At 77.4% G+C, this 25016-nt stretch carries 24 protein-coding genes and 1 pseudogene; 12 read left to right on the forward strand and 13 right to left on the reverse strand.

Going from position 1 to position 25016, the window contains the following annotated elements; all coding sequences use genetic code 11:
• Positions 1–67: 67 nt before the first annotated feature.
• The 5 genes and pseudogenes from RTG05_RS10595 to RTG05_RS10615 all read left to right on the forward strand — a co-directional run bounded on the left by RTG05_RS10595 (position 68) and on the right by RTG05_RS10615 (position 4876).
• Positions 68–1497 (forward strand): annotated as a pseudogene (locus RTG05_RS10595) (aldehyde dehydrogenase family protein).
• Between the two features lie 89 nt (positions 1498–1586).
• Positions 1587–2081: a DUF2975 domain-containing protein gene (locus RTG05_RS10600; protein ID WP_166528594.1), complete on the forward strand. Its 495-nt coding sequence runs from the start codon at positions 1587–1589 to the stop codon at positions 2079–2081.
• The gene (locus tag RTG05_RS10605; RefSeq protein ID WP_166528595.1) at positions 2081–2326 is read left to right on the forward strand and encodes a helix-turn-helix domain-containing protein; all 246 of its coding nucleotides are present in this window, start codon (positions 2081–2083) and stop codon (positions 2324–2326) included. Before RTG05_RS10600 ends, RTG05_RS10605 begins: the two co-directional genes overlap by 1 nt.
• Positions 2323–3489, forward strand: coding sequence for an FAD-dependent oxidoreductase (locus RTG05_RS10610; RefSeq protein ID WP_166528596.1), 1167 nt, complete (start codon positions 2323–2325; stop codon positions 3487–3489). The genes RTG05_RS10605 and RTG05_RS10610 overlap by 4 nt, the downstream gene beginning before the upstream one ends.
• A 64-nt stretch (positions 3490–3553) precedes the next feature.
• Positions 3554–4876 (forward strand): ATP-dependent 6-phosphofructokinase, encoded by a 1323-nt coding sequence (locus tag RTG05_RS10615; protein ID WP_166528597.1) that lies wholly within the window; start codon positions 3554–3556, stop codon positions 4874–4876.
• A 45-nt stretch (positions 4877–4921) separates the two neighbouring features.
• Here RTG05_RS10615 and RTG05_RS10620 read toward each other — a convergent pair whose 3' ends face one another.
• Positions 4922–5095: a hypothetical protein gene (locus RTG05_RS10620; protein ID WP_166528598.1), complete on the reverse strand. Its 174-nt coding sequence runs from the start codon at positions 5093–5095 to the stop codon at positions 4922–4924.
• A 114-nt stretch (positions 5096–5209) separates the two neighbouring features.
• Entirely contained in the window at positions 5210–6739 is a 1530-nt protein-coding gene (locus RTG05_RS10625) for a CoA-acylating methylmalonate-semialdehyde dehydrogenase (protein ID WP_315912532.1), read from the reverse strand.
• A 111-nt stretch (positions 6740–6850) separates the two neighbouring features.
• Between RTG05_RS10625 and RTG05_RS10630 the strand changes: the two genes are divergently transcribed.
• A complete protein-coding gene (locus RTG05_RS10630) occupies positions 6851–7291 on the forward strand; it encodes a hypothetical protein (RefSeq protein ID WP_315912533.1) in 441 nt (146 codons plus the stop codon).
• A gap of 9 nt (positions 7292–7300) precedes the next feature.
• Here RTG05_RS10630 and RTG05_RS10635 read toward each other — a convergent pair whose 3' ends face one another.
• From RTG05_RS10635 to RTG05_RS10675, 9 genes are all read right to left on the reverse strand, one after another.
• Positions 7301–7684: a PGPGW domain-containing protein gene (locus RTG05_RS10635; protein WP_166528600.1), complete on the reverse strand. Its 384-nt coding sequence runs from the start codon at positions 7682–7684 to the stop codon at positions 7301–7303.
• A gap of 94 nt (positions 7685–7778) precedes the next feature.
• On the reverse strand, positions 7779–9230 hold the full coding sequence (locus tag RTG05_RS10640) for an amino acid permease (RefSeq protein WP_166528601.1): 1452 nt from the start codon (positions 9228–9230) through the stop codon (positions 7779–7781).
• A 65-nt stretch (positions 9231–9295) separates the two neighbouring features.
• The gene (locus tag RTG05_RS10645; RefSeq protein WP_166528602.1) at positions 9296–10060 is read right to left on the reverse strand and encodes an MBL fold metallo-hydrolase; all 765 of its coding nucleotides are present in this window, start codon (positions 10058–10060) and stop codon (positions 9296–9298) included.
• Positions 10061–10193: 133 nt separating this feature from the next.
• Positions 10194–10784 carry an Rv1733c family protein gene (locus tag RTG05_RS10650; RefSeq protein WP_166528603.1) on the reverse strand — a complete coding sequence of 197 codons (591 nt, stop codon included), beginning with the start codon at positions 10782–10784 and terminating at the stop codon, positions 10194–10196.
• Between the two features lie 134 nt (positions 10785–10918).
• A complete protein-coding gene (locus RTG05_RS10655) occupies positions 10919–11902 on the reverse strand; it encodes an NAD-dependent epimerase/dehydratase family protein (protein WP_315912534.1) in 984 nt (327 codons plus the stop codon).
• Positions 11899–14478 (reverse strand): alpha/beta fold hydrolase, encoded by a 2580-nt coding sequence (locus RTG05_RS10660; RefSeq protein WP_315912535.1) that lies wholly within the window; start codon positions 14476–14478, stop codon positions 11899–11901. Before RTG05_RS10660 ends, RTG05_RS10655 begins: the two co-directional genes overlap by 4 nt.
• The gene (locus RTG05_RS10665) at positions 14475–15500 is read right to left on the reverse strand and encodes a 3-oxoacyl-ACP synthase III (protein ID WP_166528604.1); all 1026 of its coding nucleotides are present in this window, start codon (positions 15498–15500) and stop codon (positions 14475–14477) included. Before RTG05_RS10665 ends, RTG05_RS10660 begins: the two co-directional genes overlap by 4 nt.
• Before the next feature lie 285 nt (positions 15501–15785).
• Positions 15786–17174, reverse strand: a complete 1389-nt coding sequence (locus RTG05_RS10670) for a CopD family protein (protein ID WP_315912536.1) — start codon at positions 17172–17174, stop codon at positions 15786–15788.
• Positions 17171–17761 carry a copper resistance CopC family protein gene (locus tag RTG05_RS10675; protein WP_166528606.1) on the reverse strand — a complete coding sequence of 197 codons (591 nt, stop codon included), beginning with the start codon at positions 17759–17761 and terminating at the stop codon, positions 17171–17173. Before RTG05_RS10675 ends, RTG05_RS10670 begins: the two co-directional genes overlap by 4 nt.
• A gap of 348 nt (positions 17762–18109) precedes the next feature.
• On the opposite strand from RTG05_RS10675, the gene RTG05_RS10680 reads away from it, so the two are divergent.
• Positions 18110–18877, forward strand: coding sequence for a GVDTG sorting domain-containing protein (locus RTG05_RS10680; protein WP_166528607.1), 768 nt, complete (start codon positions 18110–18112; stop codon positions 18875–18877).
• Between the two features lie 121 nt (positions 18878–18998).
• Positions 18999–19736: a class F sortase gene (locus RTG05_RS10685; protein WP_315912537.1), complete on the forward strand. Its 738-nt coding sequence runs from the start codon at positions 18999–19001 to the stop codon at positions 19734–19736.
• A 40-nt stretch (positions 19737–19776) separates the two neighbouring features.
• Here the strand turns inward: RTG05_RS10685 and RTG05_RS10690 are convergent, their stop codons facing one another.
• Both RTG05_RS10690 and RTG05_RS10695 read right to left on the reverse strand, forming a co-directional pair.
• The gene (locus tag RTG05_RS10690; RefSeq protein WP_166528608.1) at positions 19777–20478 is read right to left on the reverse strand and encodes an SDR family NAD(P)-dependent oxidoreductase; all 702 of its coding nucleotides are present in this window, start codon (positions 20476–20478) and stop codon (positions 19777–19779) included.
• Between the two features lie 185 nt (positions 20479–20663).
• Positions 20664–20867 carry a hypothetical protein gene (locus RTG05_RS10695; RefSeq protein WP_166528609.1) on the reverse strand — a complete coding sequence of 68 codons (204 nt, stop codon included), beginning with the start codon at positions 20865–20867 and terminating at the stop codon, positions 20664–20666.
• Positions 20868–20969: 102 nt separating this feature from the next.
• On the opposite strand from RTG05_RS10695, the gene RTG05_RS10700 reads away from it, so the two are divergent.
• From RTG05_RS10700 to RTG05_RS10715, 4 genes are all read left to right on the forward strand, one after another.
• Entirely contained in the window at positions 20970–21167 is a 198-nt protein-coding gene (locus tag RTG05_RS10700; protein ID WP_166528610.1) for a DUF1918 domain-containing protein, read from the forward strand.
• Between the two features lie 5 nt (positions 21168–21172).
• On the forward strand, positions 21173–23248 hold the full coding sequence (locus RTG05_RS10705) for an elongation factor G-like protein EF-G2 (RefSeq protein WP_166528611.1): 2076 nt from the start codon (positions 21173–21175) through the stop codon (positions 23246–23248).
• A gap of 146 nt (positions 23249–23394) precedes the next feature.
• Complete coding sequence (locus RTG05_RS10710; protein ID WP_166528612.1) at positions 23395–24054, forward strand: cardiolipin synthase ClsA; 660 nt, start codon at positions 23395–23397, stop codon at positions 24052–24054.
• Positions 24051–25013, forward strand: coding sequence for a DUF881 domain-containing protein (locus RTG05_RS10715; protein WP_315912538.1), 963 nt, complete (start codon positions 24051–24053; stop codon positions 25011–25013). The genes RTG05_RS10710 and RTG05_RS10715 overlap by 4 nt, the downstream gene beginning before the upstream one ends.
• The last annotated feature ends 3 nt before the right edge of the window (positions 25014–25016 follow it).

Genomic DNA, 25016 nt, shown 5'->3' on the forward strand with positions numbered 1-25016 from the left:
CCGCCGCGCCCGCGACGCCGCCGCCCGCTGCGGCGTCGACCTGGACGCGCTGGCCGGGGACTGCCCGGTGACCTCCCCGGTCAACGGCCGGCCGCTGCTGTCGCTGCGGCGGCACACCGCCGCCGACGTCGAGACCGCCGTCGCCCGCGCCGGCGAGGCCTTCTCCACCTGGCGCACCGTGCCCGCCCCGGTGCGCGGCGGGGTGGTGCGCCGCCTCGGCGAGCTGCTGCGCGCGCACGCCGACGACCTGGCCACCCTGGTCACCCTGGAGGTCGGCAAGACCGCGTCGGAGGCCCGCGGCGAGGTGCAGGAGATGGTCGACGTCTGCGAGTTCGCCGTCGGCCTGTCCCGCCAGCTGTACGGGCGGACGATCAGCTCCGAGCGGCCCGGCCACCGGCTCACCGAGACCTGGCACCCCCTCGGCGTGGTCGGGGTGATCAGCGCGTTCAACTTCCCGGTGGCGGTCTGGTCGTGGAACGCCGCCATCGCGCTGGTCTGCGGCGACCCGGTGGTGTGGAAGCCCTCCGAGCTCACCCCGCTGACCGCGGTGGCCTGCACCGCGCTGCTCGACCGGGCGGTCGCCGACACCGGCGCCCCGGCGGCGCTGGGCCAGGTGCTGCTCGGCGGCGCCGACGTCGGGGAGGCCCTCGTCGCCTCCCCGGGGTGGCCCTGCTGAGCGCCACCGGGTCGACCCGGATGGGGCGGACGGTCGGCCCGCGGGTCGCCGACCGGTTCGGCCGCGCGCTGCTGGAGCTCGGCGGCAACAACGCCGCCATCGTGACGCCGTCGGCCGACCTGGACCTCACCACCCGCGGCGTCGTCTTCTCCGCCGCGGGCACCGCCGGGCAGCGGTGCACCACCATGCGGCGGGTCATCGCGCACGCGGACGTGGTCGACGCGCTCACCGACCGCCTGGTCGAGGCCTACCGGCGGCTGCCCATCGGCTCGCCCACCGAGTCGGGGACCCTGGTCGGCCCGCTGGTCCACGGCGGCGCGTTCACCGCCATGCAGGACGCGCTGGCCGCCGCGCAGGAGCAGGGCGGCGAGCTCGTCGTCGGCGGCGGGCGCCGGCTGGCCGAGGAGGCACCGGACGCCTTCTACGTCGAGCCGGCGATCGTGCGGATGCCCGGCCAGACCGACGTCGTCCGGCGGGAGACGTTCGCGCCGGTGCTCTACGTCATGCCCTACCGGACGCTGGAGGAGGCGATCGCGCTGAACAACGACGTGCCGCAGGGCCTGTCGTCGAGCATCTTCACCTCCGACCAGGCCGAGGCCGAGCGGTTCCTGGCCGCCGACGGCTCCGACTGCGGCATCGCCAACGTCAACATCGGCACCTCGGGGGCCGAGATCGGCGGGGCGTTCGGCGGGGAGAAGCAGACCGGCGGGGGCCGGGAGTCCGGCTCGGACGCCTGGCGCGGGTACATGCGCCGGGCCACCAACACCGTCAACTACTCCGGCGAGCTGCCGCTGGCCCAGGGGGTGGAGTTCCCGATCTGACCCGGTGGGCACCACCTGCCAGGGTGAGGTCTGCCGAACTGTGATGGATACCTGTTGACTGTCGATGGGTATCACGCGACGGTCGACGCATGCAGACAGTGCGCCGGGCCGTCGGCCCGCTCCGGTTCCTCCTCGTGGTGGTCCTCCTGGCCCTGGTCGCCGCCCAGCTGTGGGCGGTGCCCGCGATGGTGCCGGACCTGACCGACCCGTCCCTGGAGCAGTCGGTGGTGCGGTGGACGATGCTCACCGTCTCCGCCCTGGCGCTGGTGTGCGTCCAGGTCGTGGTCGTGTGCACCTGGCAGCTGCTCACCCTGGTCACCCGCGACCGCATCTTCAGCGCGGACGCCCTGCCCTGGGTGGACGCCATCGTGGCCGCGATGGCCGCCGGGTGGGTGATGCTCCTGGGCACCCTCGTCGGCGCCTACTACTTCGTCATCGACGAGGTGAGCGACGGCGCCGCGCTGCCGGTGCTGCTGCTGGTGCTGCTGCTGGTCGGCGCCGTGGTGGGGCTGCTCATGGTGGTGATGCGGGCGCTGCTGCGGCAGGCCACCAGCCTGCAGACCGACCTCGAGGCGGTCATCTGATGCCGATCGTGGTGCGCATCGACGTGGAGCTGGCCCGGCGCAAGATGGGCGTGGGCGAGTTCGCCGAGCGGGTCGGCCTCACGCCGGCGAACGTGGCGGTGCTGAAGAACGGCCGCGCCAAGGCGGTCCGCTTCAGCACGCTGGAGGCGATGTGCCGGGTGCTGGACTGCCAGCCCGGCGACCTGCTCGAGTGGGTCCCCGACGACCAGGACGCCCCGCAGGCCGTGCGCGGGGCCCAGCAGTGACCGACGCCGGCAGCGGGCGGGTCGACGTCCTGGTCGTCGGGGCCGGGCTGGCCGGGCTGCACACCGCCACGCTGCTCGCCCGGCACGGTCACGAGGTACTGCTGGCCGAGCGGCGCCGCACGCTCGGCGGTGCCGTCCGCACCACGGGGATCTTCGTGCGCAAGACGCTCGACGACTTCCCGCTGCCCCCGGAGCTGCTCGGGCCGCCGATCCGGCGCGTGGTGCTCCACCCGCCGGGGCTGCGCCGCCCGGTGACCCTGGACAGCGACCGTGACGAGTACCGGGTGGGCGACATGGCGCCGCTGTACCTCGCGGCGGCCCGCACCGCTGCCGACGCCGGCGTGCGCCTGGCGCTGGGCACCCGCTGTGCCGGCCGGTGCGACGACGGTGGCTGGCTGCTGGTCGGGCCGGACGGGCCGGGAGTGGTCCGGGCGCGCTACGTCGTCGGCGCCGACGGGGCACGCTCGCGGGTCGCCCGCGACCTCGGCCTGGACCGCAACCGGCACCTGCTGGTCGGCGCCGAGGAGGTGTTCCCGGTCGCCCCCGGGGACCGGACGCCGGCGTTCCACTGCGTCCTGGACCCCTCGCTGGCGCCGGGCTACCTGGCCTGGGTGGTCGACGACGGGCGGCACGCGCACGTCGGGGTGGCCGGGTACGCCGACCGCTACCCGCACGGCCTGCGCGCCGCCCTCGACCGGTTCAGCGCGTCGGCCCCCGGGCTGTCCGGGCTGGACCGGCCGGCGGACGTCGAGCGGCGCGGCGGCCCGATCCCGGTCGGCGGGCTGCTGCGCCGCATCGGCGGCAGCCACGGACTGCTCGTCGGCGACGCCGCCGGCGCGGTCTCCCCGCTCACCGCCGGCGGCCTGGACCCCTGCCTGCGGCTGTCCGGGCTCGCCGCCGAGGTGCTGGACGACGCGCTGCGCGCCGGACGGCCCGACCCGCTGGCCCACTACGACGGCGCGGCGCTGCGCGCCCGCTTCCGGGGCCGGCTCGCCCTGCGCCGCGGGCTGGCCCAGGTGCGCACCCCGGCGGCGGCGACCGCGGCCTTCAGCGTCCTGCGCACGCCGCCCGGCCGGGCCGCGGCCCGCCGCGTCCTGTTCGGCGACCGGTCCTTCCCCGAGCCCGAGCGCCACCCCGGACGGACGGCCGCGGCCGTGCCGTGACGCCGTCCGCCACCGGGCCGGGGGGCCGGTGTCCGGCCGGGCCGGGTGTGGCAGCGTTCCGGGCATGGTCAGCCACGAGGACCTCGCCGTCCGGACCCTCGGACCCTGCCGGATCGACTCACCGCTGGCCGCCCGGCTCGGCGAGCGGGAGACCACCCAGCACTCGGTGGTCGAGGAGGACCGGATCCTCTTCGACGACACGATCTCCATGATCGGCAGCCGGGGCCTGCCGATCGACCAGCTGCCCAGCCTGGAGCCCGGGGGACCCCGCAAGCAGATCTACTTCGACCCGGCCAAGACCCGGGTCGGCATCGTCACCTGCGGGGGGCTGTGCCCCGGCCTCAACGACGTCATCCGCGGGCTGGTGCTGGAGCTGTCCCGCCACTACGGGGTGCGCCGCATCGTCGGGTTCCGCAACGGCTACCGCGGCTTCATCCCGCGCTACGGGGAGGACGTCCTCGACCTCGACCCGGAGGTCGTGATGGACATCGACGACGAGGGCGGCACCATCCTCGGCACCTCCCGCGGCGAGCAGGACGCCGAGGAGGTGGTCGACGCGCTGGAGCGCCTGGGCATCAACATCCTGTTCGTCATCGGCGGCGACGGCACCATCCGCGGGGCCATGGACGTCGTCCGCGTCATCGGCGAGCGGGGCCTGAAGATCGCCGTCGTCGGCATCCCCAAGACGATCGACAACGACATCCCCTACATCGACCAGAGCTTCGGCTTCCAGACCGCGATGGCCGAGGCCACCAAGAGCATCCACGCGGCCAGTGTCGAGGCCCGCTCGGCCCCCGGCGGCATCGGGCTGGTCAAGCTGATGGGCCGGCACTCGGGGTTCATCGCCTGTTACTCCACCCTGGCGAAGGACGACGCCGACTACGTGCTCATCCCCGAGGTGCCCTTCGCCCTCGACGGGGAGCGCGGGTTCCTGGAGCACCTGCGCCGCCGCGTCGAGGACCGCGGGCACGCCGTCGTGGTCGTCGCCGAGGGCGCCGGCCAGGAGCACATCGAGGGCGAGGAGCCCGGCCGGGACGCGTCCGGCAACGTCCGCTTCGGCGACATCGGCCGGCTGCTGCGCCGGCTGGTCGTCGAGCACTTCGACGCCCACGGCACCGAGACCAACGTCCGCTACTTCGACCCCAGCTACGCCATCCGCAGCGTCCCGGCCAACCCGTTCGACAGCGCCTACTGCCTGCGCCTGGCCCACGCCGCCGTGCACGCGGCGATGGCCGGGCGCACCGAGGTGATCGTGGCGCGGCGGCGGCGCCGGTTCGTGCACATGCCGATGCCGCTGGCGGTCAGCCGCCGCAACCACGTCGACCCGATGGGCGACCTGTGGCTGTCGGTGCTGGAGGCCACCGGGCAGCCGGTGCGCTTCGAGTGAGCCCTCGCCGCTGAGCCCCCGCCACCACCGGGGGCAGGGACACCGTCAGCGCGGCGGCGGCACCGGCTCCTCGATCCGGTCCCAGCTGTGGTGGCTGAACAGCGTCTTGTTGCCCCGGGCGTCGTAGACGACGAGGTGACCGGTCGCGGTGAAGCTGAAGCGGGCGCCCTCGTCGTAGCGGATGACTTCCCCGTCGGCGCGGTGCAGCTCGAAGGCCATCCCCGGAGCCTGGCACGCCGGGGTGGCGCCTGCCCGGAGGGGACGATGCCGGGTGGCCCCGCTGCAGGGGCCCGCCGCGAGCGTGCGAGCGGTGGGGGGCAGTGGGGTCCTCGATCAGCCGTTCCGGGGGAAGCCGAGGTCCAGGCCGCCGTGGCTGGGGTCCAGCCAGCGGGAGGTGATCACCTTGCCGCGGGTGTAGAAGTGCACGCCGTCGGCGCCGTGGGCGTGCGAGTCGCCGAACAGCGAGTTCTTCCACCCGCCGAAGGAGTAGTAGGCCATGGGGACGGGGATGGGCACGTTGACGCCGATCATCCCGACCTCCACCTCGTGCTGGAAGCGCCGTGCGGCACCGCCGTCGTTGGTGAAGACCGCGGTGCCGTTGCCGTACTCGTTGGCGTTGACCAGCGCGACGGCCTGCTCGTAGGTGTCCACCCGCAGCACCGACAGCACCGGGCCGAAGACCTCGTCGGTGTAGACGCTCATGTCCGGCGCCACCCGGTCCAGCAGGGTGGGGCCGAGCCAGAAGCCGTCCTCGGCGCCGTCGGGGGTCACCTGCCGGCCGTCGACGACGACGTCGGCGCCCTGCAGCTCGCCGGCGTCGACGTAGGAGGCCACCCGGTCGCGGTGCCGCCGGCTGATCAGCGGGCCCATGTCGCAGCCCTTGCGGCCGTCGCCGGTGCGCAGCGTGGCGGTGCGCCCGGCGATGCGGGCGACCAGGTCGTCGCCGATGCCGCCGACGGCGACCACCGCGCTGATCGCCATGCACCGCTCCCCGGCGGACCCGAACCCGGCGTTCACCGCCGCGTCGGCGGCGAGGTCCAGGTCGGCGTCGGGCAGCACGACCATGTGGTTCTTCGCCCCGCCGAGGGCCTGCACGCGCTTGCCGTGCCGGGTGCCGGTCTCGTAGACGTGCCGGGCGACGGCGGTGGAGCCGACGAAGGAGACGGCCCTGACGTCGGGGTGCTCCAGGAGCCGGTCGACGGCGACCCGGTCGCCCTGGACGACGGTGAAGACGCCGTCGGGCAGGCCGGCCTCGGCCCACAGCTCGGCCAGCCAGACCGCGGCCGAGGGGTCCTGCTCGCTGGGCTTGAGGACGACGGTGTTGCCGGTGGCGATGGCGATCGGGAAGAACCACATCGGGACCATCGCCGGGAAGTTGAACGGGCTGATCACCGCCACCGGGCCCAGCGGCTGGCGCACGGAGTGCACGTCGACGCCGGTGGAGGCGTTCTCGGTGAACCCGCCGCGGACCAGCGAGGGCACGCCGCAGGCGTACTCGACGACCTCCTGGCCGCGGGAGACCTCGCCGAGGGCGTCGTCGAGGACCTTGCCGTGCTCGGCGGTGATGATCGCGGCCAGCTCGGGCTTGCGGGCGTTGAGCAGCTCGCGGAAGCGGAACAGCATCGCGGTCCGCCGGGCCAGCGAGGTGTCCCGCCAGGCGAGGAAGGCGGCTGCCGCCGAGGCGACCGCGGCGTCGACCTCCTCGACGCCGGCCAGCGCGACGTGGCCGGTGACCTCGCCGGTCGCGGGGTCGGTCACCTCCCCGGTGCGGCCGCTGGCGCCCTCGCGGCGGGCGCCGTCGATCCAGTGCGGGATGTGCGGGGTCGTGCTGGGGGTCGTGCTGGGGGTCGTGGTGAGCGTCACGGTGGGGCCTCCTGGAACGGCACGCGGGGCACGGACTGTGCGGCGCGGCCGGTCGGACGCGCGGGTCGTGGCCCCATCGAAGCCGATGCCGGCCGGGGCGGCGCGGCGTCGGTGGCGGTCGCGGTGGCGGTGGCGGTCGCGGTGTCGGTGGCGGCGGCGAGGATGGCCGGCATGGCTGCCTTCTTCCTCCCGCGCGCCGGGGACGACGAGCAGGCCGAGCGGCTCTACGACGCCCTGGCCGAGTTCGCCGGGTGCGAGCCGGCGCCGCGGGCCCGGCGCGTGCAGGCGATCGCGTTCACCGCCGACGGCGTGGCCTGGGTGGCCGCGGTGGGGGAGGAGCTGCGCGGGTCGCGGACGACGCAGCGGCTGCGCCGCGGCGAGCTGCTGGAGCACACCGAGGAGCTGTCGTCGTCCACCCGGGTGCTCGCCGTCTACCCGGGCACGCCGTTCACCGTGGTGACCGACGCCCAGCCGATCACCGGCGCGGCCTCGGAGTGGGCCAACCCGTTCACCGCCACCCCGGAGGAGGTGACCTGGTTCGACCCGGCGTGAGCCCGCCGGTCAGCGCACCCCGCCGGCGCCCCGCAGGCGGGCGTAGCCGACGGTGCCGAGCAGGAAGACGCCGCTGACCACGAGCAGCACCGCGCTGAAGGCGTTGACCAGGGGCAGGTCCACCCCGGCCAGCGCGGCGATCCCCAGGCCGACGAGCACCGCGGCGCACAGCACGGCGCCGACCGCCCGCCAGGGGCTGCGGGCCACCTCCTCGATGCCCTCGCGCGCCTTGTCCTTGGCGTAGTCCAGCGGCCGGCGCGCCCAGGCGAACTGGGTGGACAGCACCGCCAGGCCGGCGGCGACCAGCACGAAGCCGGGCCCGGGCAGCACCAGCAGCGCGATCCCGGCCAGGGTCAGCAGCCCGCCGAGCACGGCGACGACCGTCTGTCGCATCGAGGGGTCCTCCACGGCGTCGGTGCCGGCCGCCGAGCACGCGGCCGGTACCGCCAGGCTGCCCCGCCGGCGAGCCCGCCGTCCACCTCCCCGGTCAGGGGGTGGCGGTCGGCCGCCGGTGGTGCGGGCTGTCCGGGTTGAGCAGGGAGTGGCGGCGGCCGTAGGCGACGTAGACGACCAGCCCGATGACCAGCCAGGCGCCGAAGCGCGCCCAGGTCTCCCACGGCAGCTGCACCATCAGGAACAGCGAGCAGAGGACGCCGAACGCGGGGACCACCGGCATGAGCGGCAGCCGGAAGGAGCGGGGGGCGTCGGGCCGGGTGTAGCGGAACAGGATGACCGCCAGGCACACGACGACGAACGCCGACAGGATGCCGATGTTCGTCAGGTCCGCCACGGCGCGGATCGGGAAGACGCCGGCGAGCAGGGCCGCGCCGATGCCGGCGATCCAGGTGACCCGCTGCGGGGTGCCGTTGCGGTCCACCCCGGCGAACCACCGGGGCAGCAGGCCGTCGCGGCTCATGGCGAACCACACCCGGGTGACCCCGAGCAGGAAGGTCAGCATGACGGTGAGGATGGACAGCACGGCGAACACCGAGATGACGCCGGCGACCACCGGCAGGCCGACGCTGGTGAAGGCCGAGGCGAAGCCGGCGGTCGGGTCGATCTCCCGGTAGTCCTGCATGCCGGTGAGCACCAGCGTGGCCGCCACGTAGAGCACCATCGCGACGACCAGGGACAGGACGATCGCCCGGGGCATGTGCCGCCTGCCGTCCTCGGCCTCCTCGGCCGCGGTGCTCATGGCGTCGTAGCCGAACACCGCGAAGAAGACGGTGGCCGCGCCGGTGAGCACCGGGCCGAAGCCTGCGGGCAGGAACGGGTCGTAGTTCCCGGTGTCGACGTAGAAGACGCCCAGGCCGATGATGAACAGGATCAGCGCGATCTTGACCGCCACGGCCACCAGCTCGAAGCGGCCGAAGGTGCGGGTCCCGCGGCTGAGGATGACGGTGACCAGCAGGCAGATGACGACGGCGGGCACGTTGACCACCCCGCCCTCCTCGGCCGACGCGGTGAGCGCGGCGGGCAGGGTCACGCCGAAGCCGTCGAGGAACGCCGCCAGGTAGCCGGAGATGCCGATCGCCACCACGGCGACGATGGCGATGTACTCCAGCAGCAGGTCCCAGCCGATGAACCACGCGACGACCTCGCCGAGGGCCACGTAGCCGTAGGTGTAGGCGGAGCCCGCACGCGGGACCATCCCGGCGAACTCCGCGTAGGACAGCGCCGCGGCCGCCGACGCCAGGCCGGCGACGAGGAAGGCGATGAGCACGGCCGGCCCCACGCCGGGGTTCTCCTCGTCCCCGGCGGCGACCAGCCCGGCGAGGGAGAAGATGCCGACGCCGATGATGCCGCCGACGCCGATGGCGGTCAGCTGCCACAGGCCCAGGCTCTTGGCCAGCGTGCCCGCCCCGCCGCCCGCGTCGTCCTCGCCCACCTGCTCGACCGGCATGCGCCGCAGGACGGAGTGCCGGGCCCGATCGCTCATGCTGTCCCCTCGGGAGTGGTGGCCCCCTGGCGCGCCGTCGACGGCCCGTCCCGGGGGACGGCGGCTCAGGCCGGCTGCAGGCGGTCGGCGAGCCCGGCGGCGGTGAAGGCGGCGACGACCTCGTCGCGGCCCTCGCTGAAGTGCGCCCAGCTGTCGCAGTGGGCGACCACGACGCGGCGGGCGCCGAGCAGCGCGGCGGCCTCCGCGGCCCCCGCGCCGTCGACGGTGAGCAGCGCGCCGTCGAACAGCGCGGTGCGGGCGGCACCGGCGAACAGCAGCGCGGTGTCCACCGGCCCGGCCCGCCCGGCGATCTCCCGGACGACGTCCAGCGCGGCGTTGTCCCCGCTGACGTGCACGGTCGGCAGGCCCTCGGCGGTGAGCAGGAAGCCGACGACCTCCCCGGTGACCGGCTCGCAGCCCTCCGGCCCGTGCCGGGCCGGCGTCGCCGTCACGGTCACCGGGCCACCGTCCGGCCGGGGCAGCTGCACCGACTCCCAGGGGGCCAGCCCGCGGACGCCGCCGCCCAGGCGCGCGGCGGCGCTGCGGGTGGTCAGCACGACGGGGACGTCGGCGAGCAGGGCGCGGCCGGAGGTGTCGAGGTTGTCCGGGTGCTGGTCGTGGGAGAGCAGCACCACGTCCAGCGCACCGAGGTCGGCCGGGCCGGCGGCCGGCGGGGCGGTCTTGGTGAGCACCCGGCCCCCGCCGAGCGGGTACTCGCCCGGGCCGTCGAAGGTCGGGTCGGTGAGCACGCGCAGCCCGCCGTAGCCGATCAGCACGGTCGGCCCGCCGAGGACGCGCACGGGCACCTGCTCGTCGGCGGCGTCGGTCACTCGGCACCTCACGGGGTCGGCGGCGGCTGTGCGCCGGGCAGTCTGCCAGGAGCGCCGCCTGCCCGCCTCCCGGCCTGGCTCGACCGTTATCCCTCACACAGCAACCAGCAGGGACAGGGACCACCCCGGGCGGTCAGGGGACGCGGCGGCTCCAGGTGGGCTCGACCCGGGCCCACCCGCGCGTCCAGTACCGGTCCCTCCGGCGCTCCAGCAGCCGGCACAGCGCGGCGTGCAGGAGGACGACGGCGCTCAGGGTGCCGCCCCACCCGACGCCGACCAGGACCAGCGTGCTGCGCCGGACCTCCGCGGACGTCATCGGCTCGTCGGTGCGGCGGCCCTCGGCGGTGGTCCACAGCGTCAGGGTGTCCCCGGCGCGGGTGGCCGGGGAGGCGGGGACGGCACCGGTCACCGGCTCCCCGGCGGGGGAGGTCCACCGCGCCGGGACGGGGACGCGCAGCCGCGGCGGGGCCTCCCGCGGGGCCACCGCGTCGGCGGTCGCGACGGCGGTCACCCGGGTGCGCTCCTCGGCCTGCGCCCGGGCCCGGGCGTCGAGGTCGGACCGGACCGCGGTGCCCACGGCGAGCGCGACCGGCACGGACAGCAGCACGACCAGCAGCACGAGCAGCCGGGACACGCACTCCGCGGTGTCGACGCCGCGCTTCAGCGGTCCGGAGCCGAGGGTGAGCCGGCGGAGACGGCGGGCGAGCGGACCGGAGGGCGCCACGGCACCGCCTCCTCGTCGTCCGCGCGGACCCCTGCAGCGTGCACCCGGGCACCCGTGGTCGGGAAGGGGTGCGGGTCCGCCGCCGGGCCCATCGTGGCAGGTGGGGGCGGGAGCCGCCGTCCGGCCGCGTGCGCTCAGGCCGCGGCCGGCGCCGCGGCCGCGGACCACGCGCGCAGCCGGGCGAACCCCTCGTCCAGGCCCACCCGCGGCGCCCACCCCAGGGCCGCGCGGGTCCGGCGCTGGTCGAACCAGTGCGCGGTGGCCAGCTGCTCGGCCAGGAACCGGGTCATCGGCGGGGTCGACCGCCGGCGGGACACCGCCCACACCGCCTCCACCGCGGCACCGGCCGCGTACGCCGCGGCGAACGGCGCCCGGCCGCGCGGCCCGGGCACCCCCGCGGCCCGGCACAGCCGGTGCAGCACCTCCGCCACCGGGCGCGGTTGCCCGTTGGACACCACCAGGGCCTCCCCGTGCACCGGCCCGCAGGCGTCCACGGCGGCCACCAGGGCGCTCGCGGCGTCGTCGACGTAGGTGGTGTCGATCAGCGCCGCGCCCGAGCCGATGACCGGCAGCCGCCCGGCGCGCGCCCGCGCCACGATTCGCCCGACCAGCTGGGCGTCGCCCGGGCCCCACACCAGGTGGGGGCGGACGGCGAGCACGGCCAGGGCGGGGGAGTCCGCGGCGAGCGCGTCCAGCTCGGCCACGGCCTTGGAGCGGGAGTAGCGCCCGCGGGCGCGGTCCGGGTCGGCCGGCCCGGCACCGACCCCCACCAGCGCGGTGCCGGCGTGCGCCACCGACGGGGAGGAGACGTGCACCAGCCGGCCTACGCCCCCGGCGCGGCAGGCCTCCACCACGGCGCGGGTGCCGGCGATGTTGGCCGAGGCGTACTCCGCCCACGGCCCGGTGACGTCGACCTTCGCGGCCAGGTGCAGCACGGCGTCCTGCCCGCGGGCGGCACGCCGCACGACGGCCGGGTCGGCGACGTCGCCGAGCACCTCCCGGCACGGCAGGCCGGCCGTCCGGCGCTGTAGCACGGTGACCTCGTCGCCGCGGTCGAGCAGCGCGCCGGCGGTGGCCCGGCCGAGCATCCCGCTCGCCCCGGTGACCAGCACCCTCACGGCCGGCGGGCGCCGGCCAGCAGCGCGGCGGCCCGGCGGGCGACCTCGGCGCGGTCCACCTTCGACTGGTGGCGGACGTCCACCGGCAGCCGCCCGGCGAGGAGCACCGCGGCGACCTCCGTGCCGGCGGCGGCGCGCACCGCGTCGGCGAGGTCCGTGCCGGCCAGCCGCAGCCGGTCCGGGCGGCGGCCGGCCGCCGCCCCGTCGGCCGGGACGACGACCACCACGAGGACCTGCGCGCCGGCCGGGCCCACGCCGACGGCCGCGGCGGCGGTGACGCCGGGCACCCGCTCCACCCGCTGCTCGACGCCGACGGGGGTGACCGGGCCGGCGGCGGTGGTGACGACGTGCGGCAGGCGGCCCTCGACCCACAGCCGACCCTCGGCGTCCAGGTGCCCGACGTCGCCGGTGCGGTGCCAGCCCGGGTCCCGGGACGCGGCGCGCTCCAGCACCCACACCGCGTCGTAGCGGTCCTTGACGTGCGCGGCCCGCACGCACACCTCGCCGGTCGTGCCGGGGGCGTCGGTGAGCGGGCCGTCGGCCGCGCCGGCCGGGGACAGCGGGCTGACCCGGACGTCGACACCGGGCAGCGGCCGGCCCACGCAGACGCCGTCGCCGTCGCCGGCGGCCTCGATCTGCGCCAGCGACACGTCGGTGACCGGGAGGGCCTCGGTCATCCCGTAGGGCGTGTGCGCCGCGGCGTGAGGCAGCACCTCCCGCAGCCCGCGCAGCAGGGCGGCCGGGACCGGTGCCCCGGCCGACATCAGCAGCCGGACCCGGCCGAGCGCGGCCCGCCGGTCGTCACCGAGGTCCGCGGCGGTGGCCGCGACCCGCCGCAGCGCCGCCGGCGAGGCGAACACCACCGTGGCGTCGACGGCGGCCACGGCGTCGGCCAGCGCGGTGGCGGTCAGCGACCCCGGGGCGGTGACGTCGACGTCGGGCACCGCCGAGCCGATGCCCAGGCCCGGGCCGAGGATGGCGAACGGCGCGAACGCGGCCACCAGCCGGTCGGTGTCGGCCAGGCGGTAGGTGGCGGCCACCAGGTCCAGCTGGGCGGCGGCCTGGCGGTGGGTGTAGACGACGCCCTTGGCCGGGCCGGTCGCCCCGGAGGTGAACAGCACGGCGCAGTCGGTGTCCACCGGCGGCTCGGCCGGCGCGGGCGACGTCCGGCCGAGGACCTCCAGCCCGGCCAGGGTGTGCCCGGCCCGCAGCACCCGCCGCGCGGCCGGGGTCAGGTGCCCGGCGGCGACCCGGGTGCCGGGCAGCCCCATCAGCCGCGCCGCGGCCAGCCCGCGCGCGCTGCCGACGACGTGGTCGACGGCCGCGCTGCGCAGGGCGCGGCGCATGCCGGCCAGGCCCAGGCCCTTGTCCGCGACGACGACCACGGCGCCGGCGCGCCAGAGCGCGTACACCGCGGCGGTGAGGTCGGCCGAGGGCTCCACGAGCAGCGCCACCCGGTGCCCGGGGCGGACCCCGGACGCCGCGAGCCCGGCGGCCAGGTCGCCCACCCGGCGGGCCAGTCGCGACCAGCTGACCGTGGCGCCGCCGACCTCGACCACGGCAGGCGTCGCGTCGTCCGCGCGCCGGTCCAGGGCCGACCACAGCCGGCGCCCGGCGTCCCCGGCCGGCCGGGCCGCCACCGAGGCGTGTCCTGTGTCGTGCCCGGCGTCGAGGTCGGCCACCCACTGGGCGACCGCGCCGGCGTACCCGGGCGCGTCCTCGGGCAGCAGGTGGGAGGCGCCCTCGTAGCGGTGCAGCCGGGCCTGCGGCAGCCGGCGGCGCAGGTCGGTCAGGTAGCGCTCGCCGAAGACCGGGTCGCGCGGGCCCCACAGCAGCAGCGCCGGGACGTCGAGGGTGCGCACTCCCTCGGCGATCGCCTCCTGCACCGGCCGGGAGGGGTGGTCGGGGGCGAAGGGGATGTCGGCCACGAAGTCCCCGACGGCGTGCCGCCGCGCCGGCGACCGGTAGGGAGCGGCGAAGGCGTCCCGGACCCCGGGGGGCAGCGCCGGGCGGGACAGCGCCGTGGTGGCCCGGACGAACACCGGGGTGCCGACGGTGACCGCCGCGCGCACCCCGGGGGCGTTGGCCAGCCGGATCAGCGCCGGGCCCAGGTCGCCCGGCGGCATGGCGACGGCGGTGTTGGTCAGGACGACGCCGCGCAGCTGCGCGCGGTGCGCCAGCGCCCAGCCCAGGGAGATGACCCCGCCCCAGTCGTGCCCGACGGTGACCACCGGGCCGGTGACGCCCAGCGCGGCGGTCAGGTCGCCGAGGTCGGCCACCCGCTGCGCCAGCGACCGCGGACCGGCCGGGCGGTCGGAGAAGCCCATGCCGAGCTGGTCAGGGGCGACCACCCGCCAGCCCGGCGGCGCGGCGGCCACCAGCCGGCGCCACAGGTAGGACCAGGTGGGGTTGCCGTGCACGCACAGCAGCGTGCCCACCGGGTCGCGGACCCCGTTGTCGAGGAGGTGCCAGCAGTGCTCGACGCCCTCGCTGTCGCGGACCCGCACCGTGCGGGACCAGGAGGGGTCCAGCCCGGGGAGGGCGGTCGGGACGATCGCCGCGTCGGCCGCCCTCACCAGGCGATCTCGAGGAAGGAGGCGTTCAGGCCCGAGCCGATGCCCATGAGCAGCACCCGGTCGCCGTCGACGAGGGAGTCCTGCCGGTCGGCCAGCGTGAACGGCACCGACGCCGGACCGAGGTTGCCGCGGGTGGGGAAGGTCGTGGGCACCCGTGCCGGGTCGATGGCGAACCGCTCGCACATCGCCTGGGTGTGCACCTTGGACACCTGGTGGACGACGTAGCGGTCCATGCCGGCGGCCCAGCCGAAGTCCGCCGACGAGCCGGTCCACAGGTCCGCGGCGAGGTTCAGCCCGGCGTCGAGCAGGCCCTTGAGGTCGGTGCGCATGAGGTCGTTGTCGCCGATGCACAGCTCGTGGTGCTCGCTGCCGGCGCGGCTGGCCGACCCGACCAGGCGGTGGCCCTCGGGGTGCCGGTCCGCGCGGCCGAGCACCATGGCGGCCGCACCGGAGCCCAGGGTCAGGGTGGCGAACTGGGCGAGCACGTCCTTGGACGTGGTGTCCGGGCCGTTGAGCCGCTCGACGGTGCGCTCCTGCACCGGGCGGGAGTCCTCCCCGTTGACGATGAGGGCGTACTCCACCATCCCGGAGTCGATCATCGCGGCGGCCAGCTCCATGCCGTTGACGAAGCCCAGGCAGGCGTTCGTGACGTCGAAGTTCTGGCAGGAGCGGGGCAGGCCCAGCGCGTGGTGCACCTCGACGGCGGTCGAGGGCTCCAGGTGCCGGCGGCTCACCGAGGTGTTGACCATCAGGCCGATGGCCGCCGGGTCCACGCCGCTCTCGCTGATGGCCTTGGCGCCGGCGGTGGCCGCGCCGTCGACGAAGGTGACGCCCTCGGCCCACCAGCGGCGCTCGCGGATGCCGGCCAGCCGCTCCAGCAGGCCCGGCCGCAGCCGCACCCGCCGGTAGGTGTCGGCGAGGGCCTCGTCGAACGCGTCGGAGGTCACCACCCGGGTGGCGTCGGCCGTCTGCACGGCCAGGACCGCCGTGTTGGTGAACCGGTGCGTGGCGTTACCGCTCATCTGCTCGTATCAGTCCTCGGAGGGAGTCGTCTGTCGTGCCGGTGCTGCGTCGTCGGGTGCGTCGTCGGTGGGGCGGGCCGTCGGGGACGGGTACCCCGCCCACGGCCCCGGTACCCGGCGCGCAGCGGTGGCGGTCCGCCGGGGGCGGAGAGCCGGTCGGGTGCACGTCGCCGGGGCAACGACGGGCTGCGGGTCGGTGTTCCTGCCGCACGAGCGTCCCACCGCGGTGTGACGACCGCGTACCGCGCCCGGTCCCCGTCCCTGCCGGCGGCGCCCGGCCACGGGTCAGCGGACGACGAGCACGTCCCCGAAGGCGGTCGCGTGCCGGCTGGTGAACGGGTAGCTGCCCGGCTCCTGCGGTGCCGGGAAGGCCAGCAGGCTGCGCGGGGGGACGACGACGTCGAAGGAGCCGTCCGCCGCGGTGAGCGTGACCTCGGCGTCCGTCGGGTTGTGCACGGTGACCCGCGCACCCGCGGCGACGGGGCCCGCGACGTGGAACCGCGCCGGGTCGACCAGCACGCCCACCGACAGGTCGCCGTGGTCGTGGCCGGCCATCCCCGCCGGCGCCGCGGCCGCCGGGGCGGGCGCGGCGGCGGGGGCCGCGGGAGCGGGGTCCGCCGCCGGGGGAGGGGAGGCCGCCAGCGCCACGGCCAGCGCGACCGTGGCCAGCATGACGGCGACCTCGACGGCGGCCAGCCGCCGGAAGGCACCCGGCTGCCCGCTGCGCAGCCGGGGCAGCGTGCGCCGCCGGTGCGCCCGGCCCAGGACGCCGAGGGCCACCAGGGCCGCCGTCTTGGCCAGCAGCAGCCCGCCGTAGCCGCTGCCCAGGACGGTGCCGGGCGAGGTGGTCCGGTCCAGGACCAGCCAGGCGGCCACCAGGCCGGACAGCCCGGTGGCCAGGAAGCAGGCCAGCGCCAGGGTGCTGAAGCGGCCCGTGGCGGTCGCGGCGTCCGCTCCGGACCGGCCGTGCAGCAGCAGGGCGAGCAGGCCCCCGACCCATGCGGTCGCCGCCACCACGTGCACGGCCAGGGCGGTCACCGCCGGCACGTGGTCCGCGGCCGCCGCGGAGTGGCCGGTCAGGACGGCCGGGACCACCAGCCCGGACACCGCGACGGCGAGCAGCAGCGCGGCGGGCAGCGCACCGGTGCACCGCCGCGCCAGCACGGCCACCAGGCCGGCCGCGCCGACGGTCACCGCCGCGGCCCGTCCCGCGGGCAGGTCGGTGAGGAAGACCCCCACGGCCGACGCCGGCACCGTGGTGGGCGGGGTGCCGAGCACGTCGGCCAGGGTGAGCAGCGCGGCGGCCGCGGCCGCGACGGCCCAGAGCGGCGCCCACAGCGCGGCGGCCCGCGCCGCGCGGCGCGACGCCGCGGGGAGCCCGCCGCCGTGGCCGGGGAGCAGCACGGCGGCGAACAGCAGCGACCCCACCGTGCCGACGGCCGCGACCCGCCCCAGCAGGGTGGCCGCGGGCAGCCCCCAGGCGACCAGCGGACCGGCCTGCCCCAGCCCGGGCACGGGTTGCGCCGGGCGGCCGCCGCCGAGCACGAGGGCCAGCACCAGCACCCCGAGGAGCCCGGCGCCGGCCGCCACGACCGTCGGCACGGCCGACGGCGGCCGCGCCGCGCCGGCCGGCAGCGGCGGCTCGGCGGTGAGCGTCCCCGGCACGGCGCTCACGCCCGGCGCCGGGAGCGCAGCAGGACCAGCGTGGCCGCCACGACGACCACGCCGGCCGCGGCCGGCACCAGCCACCCCGACCCGGGCGACGACCCCGGCGACGACCCCGGCGACGGCCCCGGCGACGGTGCCGGGACCGGCGCGGCCGCGACCGCGGGGGTGTCCGCGCCGGCGCCGGCGACCGCGGGGGCCGGGGCCACGGTGAAGGCGAGGGTGCCCGACAGCGGGTGCCCGTCGGAGGAGGTCACCCGCCAGGCGACGGCGTGCAGCCCGCCGGCCGGGTCGACCGCCAGCGGCTGGACCACCGTGGCGCCGCGCACCTGCGGCGCACCCCGGGACACCGCGGCGCCGTCCGGCCCGGTGACGACCACCTGGGCGCCCAGCGCCTGCACCGGGGCGCTGAACTCCAGCTCCACCTGCGCCGGCGGCACGGGCACCGTCGCGTCGGCGGCCGGCACCGTGGCGACCAGCCGGTCGTGCGCCCGGGCGGCCGGCGTGCCGGTGCCCAGCAGGGTGAGCACGGCGGCGGCCAGCACCACCGCTGTCCGGGCGGCCGGGCCGGGGGCGCCGGGGCGTCGTCGCGACATGACCTGCGTTCGCGCGCCGCCGCCGTCCCGGTTGTCGCAGCCGACGGCCCGCCCGCCGCGCGGGGACGCCGCCCGGCCCGGTGACCAGCGGGGACGCCGTCCGCCGGCACGCGGGGTCGGCCACCCGATCGTGTCGACCGGGCCGGGCGGTGAACCGGTCGGGGCGGTGCCGCCGAACGTCCATCGGGACGGTGCGGAGGCCGGCGTGCAGACGCCGGCCGGGGGAGCCGCCCGTGCTGCCGGGTCCCGCGGGACTCGGACGGCGGCCGGCGCGAGGACGCGCCGGCCGTGCACCACCGAGCCGTCGTCACGGAGACGTCGGTCGTCCCGACCCCTGAGGAGCCCATCGTGCGCAAGGCACTCGCAATCCCGACCGTCGCCATCGCGGCGGCCGCCTTCCCGCTGCTGACCATGTCCCCGGCGCTCGCCGCCCACGACGGCAGCTACCAGGCCGACCTGGGCGCCCTGAACCAGTCCGGCGTCTCCGGCACCGGCATGGTCACCCTGTCCGGTGACCAGGCGACGGTCGTGATCGAGGCGTCCGGCCTGCTGGCGGGCGCCCCGCACGCCCAGCACTTCCACATCGGTGCGCAGGGCACCTGCCCGACCGACGCCGACGACAAGGACGGCGACGGCTTCCTGAGCACCTCCGAGGGCGCGCCGGCCTACGGTGCGATCGGCACCTCGCTGACCACCGAGGGCGACACCAGCCCGGACAGCGGCCTGGCCGTCGACCGGTTCCCGACCGCCGACGACGGCACGGTCAGCTACGAGCGGACCTTCGACATCACCGAGGACGTCCAGCAGGCCTTCGCTTCGGGCACCGCGGTGCTGGTCCTGCACGGCGTCGACAAGGACGGCAGCGGCACCTACGACGGTGACGTCAAGAGCGACCTCGACCCGTCGCTGCCGATGGAGGCCACCGCCCCGGCCGCGTGCGGCGCCCTCGAGCTGGCGCAGATGGGCACCACGCCGGCCGGTGGCGCGGAGACCGGTGCGGGCGGCACCGCCGGGACCGAGCAGCAGGCCGCGATCGGCGTCGGCGCCCTCGCCCTGGCCGGTGCGGCCGCGGCCGGCGCCCTCGCCTACCGCCGTCGTCAGGCCGACCAGGCCTGACCGGCACGCCGCGTCGCGCGGGGGTCCCGCACCCCCGCGCGACGCGGGCGCCGTCCCGACAGTCCCGACCCCGCCGCGCCCGCACGGCCCTGACCCCGCCGTACCCATCCCCGGAGGCCCCGTGACCGACCGCCCACCCCGCCGACCCGGTGCGCGTGCCTGGGCCGCGCTGGCCCTGGTGCTCGCCGCCGTGGCCGCCGTGGCCCTCGTCGTCGCGGCGACCGGGCAGCAGCGGGCCCCGCAGCCCCCGGCGGCCGCTGCTGCCGACGCCGCGACCCCGGACCCCGCGGGCGACACCGTGACCCCGGACGCGGTCCCGGCGCCGGCCGCCCCCTCCCAGGCGGCCCCCGTGCCGGCGGCCCCCGTGCCGGCGGCCCCCGTCCCGGCGGAGCCGGTCGCCGCCCCCGTGTCGCTGGAGATCCCGGCCATCGACGTCCGCAGCGACCTGCTGCGCCTGGGCGTCAGCGGTGACGGCACCGTGCAGGTGCCGCCGCTGGCCCCCGACGACCGGGCCGGGTGGTACGAGCGCGGCCCGGCGCCCGGTGCGGTGGGCCCGGCGGTGGTCCTCGGCCACGTCGACTCCGCCGAGTGGGGCCCCGGGGTGTTCTTCGACCTCGGCGCGCTGCAGCCCGGTGACGAGGTCACCGTCGCCCGGGAGGACGGCTCGGTCGCGGTGTTCGCCGTCGACCGCGTCGAGCGGCACCGCAAGGACGACTTCCCGACCATCGCGGTCTACGGCAACACCGATGCCGCCGAGCTGCGGCTGATCACCTGCGGCGGGGCCTTCGACGCCGGTGCGGGCAGCTACGAGGACAACGTGATCGCCTTCGCCTCGCTGGTCGACACCCGGCGGGCCTGACGCCGGGCGCTCACGCCGCCGCCGACGGACGCCGGGACGCTCACCAGGGGATCGGGTGCCCGTCCCGGGTGAGGGTGCCGGTGGGCCCGTCGTCGGGCAGGTCGACGGCGTACAGCACGCTCGCCGCCCCCTCGGCCACCGGCCGCCCGCCGGGGCCGCCCATGTCGGTGGCCACCCAGCCCGGGCAGACCGCGTTGACCAGGACGCCGCGGCCGGCCAGGTCGGCGGCCAGCTTGACGGTGAGCATGTCCAGCGCGGCCTTCGACACCGAGTACGCCGGGGCGCCCCCGGCCCCGCCGGTCTCACCGAAGGAGCCCGCGCCGCTGGACACGTTGACGATCCGCCCGCCGCGGGGCACCAGCGGGGCCAGCGCGACCGCCGTCCGCCACGCGCCCACGACGTTGGTCTCCAGGGCCTCCCGGACCACCCGCAGGTCCGCGGTCACCGCGGACTGCCCGGCGTCGTAGTGCACGCCGGCGTTGTTCACCAGGACGTCGAGCCGGCCGGGGCCGGCCCGCAGCTCCGCTGCCAGGGCGTCGACGTCGTCCTGGACGGTGACGTCCAGCCGGCGGACCACCACGTCGCCCACCAGGCCGCGGGCGGCCGCCCGCCCCCGCTCCTCGTCCCGCGAGCCGAGCACGGTGCGCACCCCGCGCGCGGCCAGGACGCGCACCACCTCCCGCCCGATGCCCCGGTCGGCACCGGTCACCACGGCGACACTGCCCTCGCCCGGGGCGCTCACCGCAGCCCACCCGACGTCGTGCACGGCACCCGGCCCACCTCCTCCACGGCGCCCACCGTGGCCCGGTACCCCCGTCGGGCGCCAGCGGGTGTTGGCGCACTCGCCAGCTGCTACCGTTATGCCCAACAATTCACGTCGTCGGACGTTCAGTGCAGACGGCGACGACCGGGGAACCGCCGCCCGCCTCAGGCCGGTGCCCGGGTGGCGCACTCCGCGCAGCGGTCGGCCGAGCCCAGGCCGCGCCGCCCGGCCCAGCTGCCCTGGACCACCCCGACCGGGGTGCCGCAGACGGCCACCCACGGCGGCGGCCCGTCGGCGGCCTCGCGCGGGACGGCGTGGGCGGTCCCGCTTTCCTGGTCGCGGCCGGCGGCGTACTCGGGAGCGGTCACGTCCCCAGCATGGACGCCGCCCCGAGGCCCCTTGATCGGCCCCCGCGCCGAGGAGCAGGCTGTGACCTGAGACACAGCAGCGGAGTGGGTCAGGAGGTCGTCGTGGAGGCACGCGTCGGGGACCGGATCGTCGTCCGGTCCACCCACCAGGGGGAACCGGAGCGCACCGGCCGGGTGCTGGAGGTGCGCGGGGAGCGCGGCGGGCCGCCCTACGTCGTCCGGTGGGACGCCGACGGGCACACCGGGGTGTTCGTGCCGGCCGGGACCTGCACCGTGGTCCCCGAGCCGGCGAACGGCTGAGCGGCATGGGCAGGGAGACCGTCGCCGCACCCGCCCCGCGGCCGGCCGCGCAGGTGCGCAACGTGGCGCTGGTGGGCCACGCGGCCGCGGGGAAGACCACCCTCGCCGAGGCGCTGCTGGTCGCCACCGGCGCCCTGGCCCGCGCCGGCCGGGTCGAGGACGGCACCACCTGCCTGGACAGCGAGGAGGTGGAGGTCCGCCAGCAGCGCTCGGTGTCCCTCGGCGTGGCCACCGTCGAGCACGCCGGGCACCGCATCACGCTGCTGGACACCCCCGGTTCGCCGGACTTCGTCGGCGAGCTGCGGGCCGGGCTGCGGGCGGCCGACGCCGCGCTGTTCGTCGTCTCCGCGGTCGCCGGGGTCGACGCCACCACGGTGCAGCTGTGGGAGGAGTGCGCCGCGGTCGGCGTGCCGCGCGCGGTCGTGGTCACCCAGCTGGACCGCCCGCGCGCGGACGTCGAGGACGCCGTCCGCTCCTGCCGCACGGCGCTCGGCGACGGCGTGGCGCCGCTGCAGCTGGTCCGGCGCGGCCCGGACGGCGCGGTCACCGGGGTGGTGTCGCTGCTGGAGCCGCACCCGGAGACCGACGACGCAGACGCCGACCGGCTCCGCGCCGAGCTGATCGAGGGGATCATCGGCGAGAGCGAGGACGAGACCCTCATGGACCGCTATCTTGGCGGCGAGGAGCTCTCCGTCGCCGACCTGGTCGCGGACCTGGAGACCGCGGTGGCCCGCGGGCACTTCCACCCGGTGCTGTGCGTGGCCCCGCTGACCGGGGTCGGTGTGCCCGAGCTGCTCGACCTGCTGGTCGCGGCCTTCCCGTGCCCGGTGGAGCACGGCTGCCCGCCGGTCACCCGGCCCGACGGGTCGCCGGCGCCGCCGCTGTCCTGCGACCCCGACGGCCCGCTGGTCGCCGAGGTGGTCAAGACGACCACCGACCCCTACGTGGGCCGGGTCTCGCTGGTGCGGGTCTTCTCCGGGACGCTGCGCCCGGACACCCCCGTGCACGTCTCCGGGCACGGCCTGGCCGACCGCGGGCACCCCGACCACGACACCGACGAGCGGATCGGCGCGGTGTCCTCCCCGCTGGGCCCGGTGCTGCGCCCGGTCGCCGCCTGCCCGGCCGGGGACGTGTGCGCCGTGGCCCGGCTGACCACCGCCGAGACCGGGGACACCCTGTCCTCGCCGTCGGACCCGCGGCTGGTCCCGCCCTGGGACCTGCCCACCCCGCAGCTGCCGGTGGCGCTCGAGGCGGCGTCCCGGGCCGACGAGGACCGGCTGGCCACCGCGCTGTCCCGGCTGGTCGCCGAGGACCCCACCGTCCGGCTGGAGCGCCGGCCGGACACCGGGCAGCTGCTGCTGTGGTGCGTCGGCGACGCGCACGCCGAGGTGCTGCTCGAGCGGCTGCGCACCCGGCACGGCGTCGCGGTGACCACGGTGCCGGTGCGGGTGCCCCTGGTGGAGACCCTCGCGGGGCCGGCGCGGGTGACCGGCCGGCTGGTCAAGCAGTCCGGCGGGCACGGCCAGTACGCCGTCGTGGTCGTCGAGGCCGAGCCGGGGGAGCCGGGCTCGGGCATCGCGTTCGACCAGCGCATCGTCGGGGGCACCGTGCCCGGTCAGTACCACGGCAGCGTGGAGAAGGGCATCCGCGCGCAGGCGGCCCGGGGCGTCACCGGAGACCGGCCCCTGGTCGACGCCCGCTTCACCCTCGTCGACGGCAAGGCGCACTCGGTGGACTCCTCCGACGCCGCCTTCCAGGCCGCCGGCGCGCTCGCCGTCCGCGAGGCCGCCGCCGCGGCCGGCACGCGGGTGCTCGAGCCGTGGTGCGCGGTGGCCGTGGTGGTCCCGGGGGAGTACGTCGGCGCGGTGATGAGCGACCTGTCCGGACGCCGGGCGCGGGTCACCGGCAGCGAGGCCGACCCCGAGCGGGACCGGACGACGGTGCACGCCGAGGTGCCCGAGGTGGAGCTGCTCGGCTACGCCGGGGCGCTGCGCTCGGTGTCCCACGGCACCGGGTCCTTCACCCGGCGGCCGCTGGGCCACGAGCCGGCGCCGGCGTCGCTGGCCGCCGTCCCCGCATAGCGGCCCGCCGGCCGTGACCACCGGCGAGTGGCTCCTCCGGCCGGCGTGTCGGGCGACCACCCGCCGATGATCACGGCAGGGGACGGCGGTGGCGCCGGGCCGGGACACTAGCCTCAGGAGGGGTGTCCAGCGGGTGCGGAGGTGTCGTGACGTCGTCCAACGGGCCGTCGGCCGCCGCCTCGGCCCGGCCGGGGGCGGGCGGGGTCCGCGCGTCGGTCACCGCCGACCGCAACGAGTTGCCCGACCGGGTCTGGACGCTGCCCAACGCCCTGTCGGTGCTGCGGCTGCTCGGCGTCCCGCTGTTCCTGTGGCTGCTGCTGGGCCCGCAGGCCGACGGCTGGGCCGTCCTGGTGCTCATGGTCGCCGGAGCCACCGACTGGCTCGACGGCATGCTGGCCCGGGCCTTCGGCCAGTCCAGCCGGCTCGGCGCGCTGCTCGACCCGGCCGCCGACCGGCTCTACATCGTCGCCACCCTGGTGGCCTTCGTGCTGCGCGACGTCGTCCCGCTGTGGGTGGTCGCCGTCCTGCTCGGCCGCGAGCTGGTGCTCGGCCTGGCCCTGCTGGCGCTGCGCGCCCACGGGTGGCCGCCGCTGCAGGTGCACTACCTGGGCAAGGCGGCCACCTTCGGCCTGCTCTACGCCTTCCCGCTGCTGCTGCTGGCCGACGGCGAGGGGCCGGTGGTCGCCGTGGTCGCCCCGGTCGGCTACGCCTTCGCCATCTGGGGCGGGGCGCTCTACGTCCTGGCCGGCGTCCTGTACGTCGTGCAGGCCGTCGCGATCCTGCGCGCGGAGCGGGCCGGCCGGTGACGACGGTGCCGCGCGGGGGAGGGCCGCGCTCGCTGGGGGCCTCGCTGCTGGACCAGGTGCTGGCCGAGACCCTCGACCCGGCCTACGCCGCGGCCGCCCGCGACCGGGCGGCGCGCGCCGGGGGCGCGGACCCCGGCCCGTCCCCGCGGCGCGGCGGGCAGCTCGCCGTCGCCGGCGTGATGGTCCTCGCCGGCCTGCTCGCCGCGGTCACCTACGACCAGGCCGCGGCCGGCGCCCAGGGCCGCGAGCAGGTGCGCGCGGCCCTCGTCCGGGACATCGAGCAGGATTCCGAGGTCACCGACGGGCTGGTCGCGGACCTCGCGGCGGCCCGCGCGGAGCTCACCGCCGCCCGGGACGACGCGCTGGCCGCCAGCGCCGTCGGTACGCGGGCGCTGGACCGGCTCGACGCCGCCGAGGCCGCCGCCGGGGTGGTGGCCGTGTCCGGCCCGGGGCTGCTGGTCACCCTCGCCGACGCCGAGCCCGACGCCGACGCCGACCCGGTCGGGGGGACGGCGGAGCCCGACCCGCGCGGCCTGGTCCGCGACGGCGACCTGCAACTGGTGGTCAACGCACTGTGGGCCGCCGGGGCCGAGGCGGTCGCCGTCAACGGCCAGCGGCTGGGCCCCACCTCGGCGATCCGCTTCGCCGGCGAGGCGGTGCTCGTCGACTTCCGGCCGGTCACCAACCCCTACCTGGTCAGCGCGGTCGGCGACCCCGAGACGCTGCGCGAGCGCTTCCTGACCAGCCCGGAGGTCGGCGCCCTCGCCGCCATCTCGGAGTCCTTCGGACTGCGCTTCGAGTTCGCCCAGGAGGACGAGCTGTCCCTGCCCCCCGCGAGCCCGCCCGAGCTCCGGACCGCCACGCCGGCGTCCGCGTCACCCTCCGGCGCCGCCGCCCCCGGCGGCCCGGCCCCGGCCGCGACGGCACCCGCCGGCGCCGTGCCCGCCCCGGGGGGCTGAGCC

The organism is Geodermatophilus sp. DSM 44513 (assembly GCF_032460525.1).
GTDB lineage: Bacteria > Actinomycetota > Actinomycetes > Mycobacteriales > Geodermatophilaceae > Geodermatophilus.

What these genes read in the sequence shown, in the direction of transcription:
- RTG05_RS10665 (WP_166528604.1), bottom strand. Translation starts at nt 15,500, where the DNA reads ATGAGCGGTAACGCCACGCACCGGTTCACCAACACGGCGGTCCTGGCC.
- RTG05_RS10605 (WP_166528595.1), top strand. Translation starts at nt 2,081, where the DNA reads ATGCCGATCGTGGTGCGCATCGACGTGGAGCTGGCCCGGCGCAAGATG.
- RTG05_RS10600 (WP_166528594.1), top strand. Translation starts at nt 1,587, where the DNA reads ATGCAGACAGTGCGCCGGGCCGTCGGCCCGCTCCGGTTCCTCCTCGTG.
- RTG05_RS10620 (WP_166528598.1), bottom strand. Translation starts at nt 5,095, where the DNA reads ATGGCCTTCGAGCTGCACCGCGCCGACGGGGAAGTCATCCGCTACGAC.
- RTG05_RS10640 (WP_166528601.1), bottom strand. Translation starts at nt 9,230, where the DNA reads ATGAGCGATCGGGCCCGGCACTCCGTCCTGCGGCGCATGCCGGTCGAG.
- RTG05_RS10635 (WP_166528600.1), bottom strand. Translation starts at nt 7,684, where the DNA reads ATGCGACAGACGGTCGTCGCCGTGCTCGGCGGGCTGCTGACCCTGGCC.
- RTG05_RS10705 (WP_166528611.1), top strand. Translation starts at nt 21,173, where the DNA reads ATGGGCAGGGAGACCGTCGCCGCACCCGCCCCGCGGCCGGCCGCGCAG.
- RTG05_RS10675 (WP_166528606.1), bottom strand. Translation starts at nt 17,761, where the DNA reads ATGTCGCGACGACGCCCCGGCGCCCCCGGCCCGGCCGCCCGGACAGCG.
- RTG05_RS10615 (WP_166528597.1), top strand. Translation starts at nt 3,554, where the DNA reads ATGGTCAGCCACGAGGACCTCGCCGTCCGGACCCTCGGACCCTGCCGG.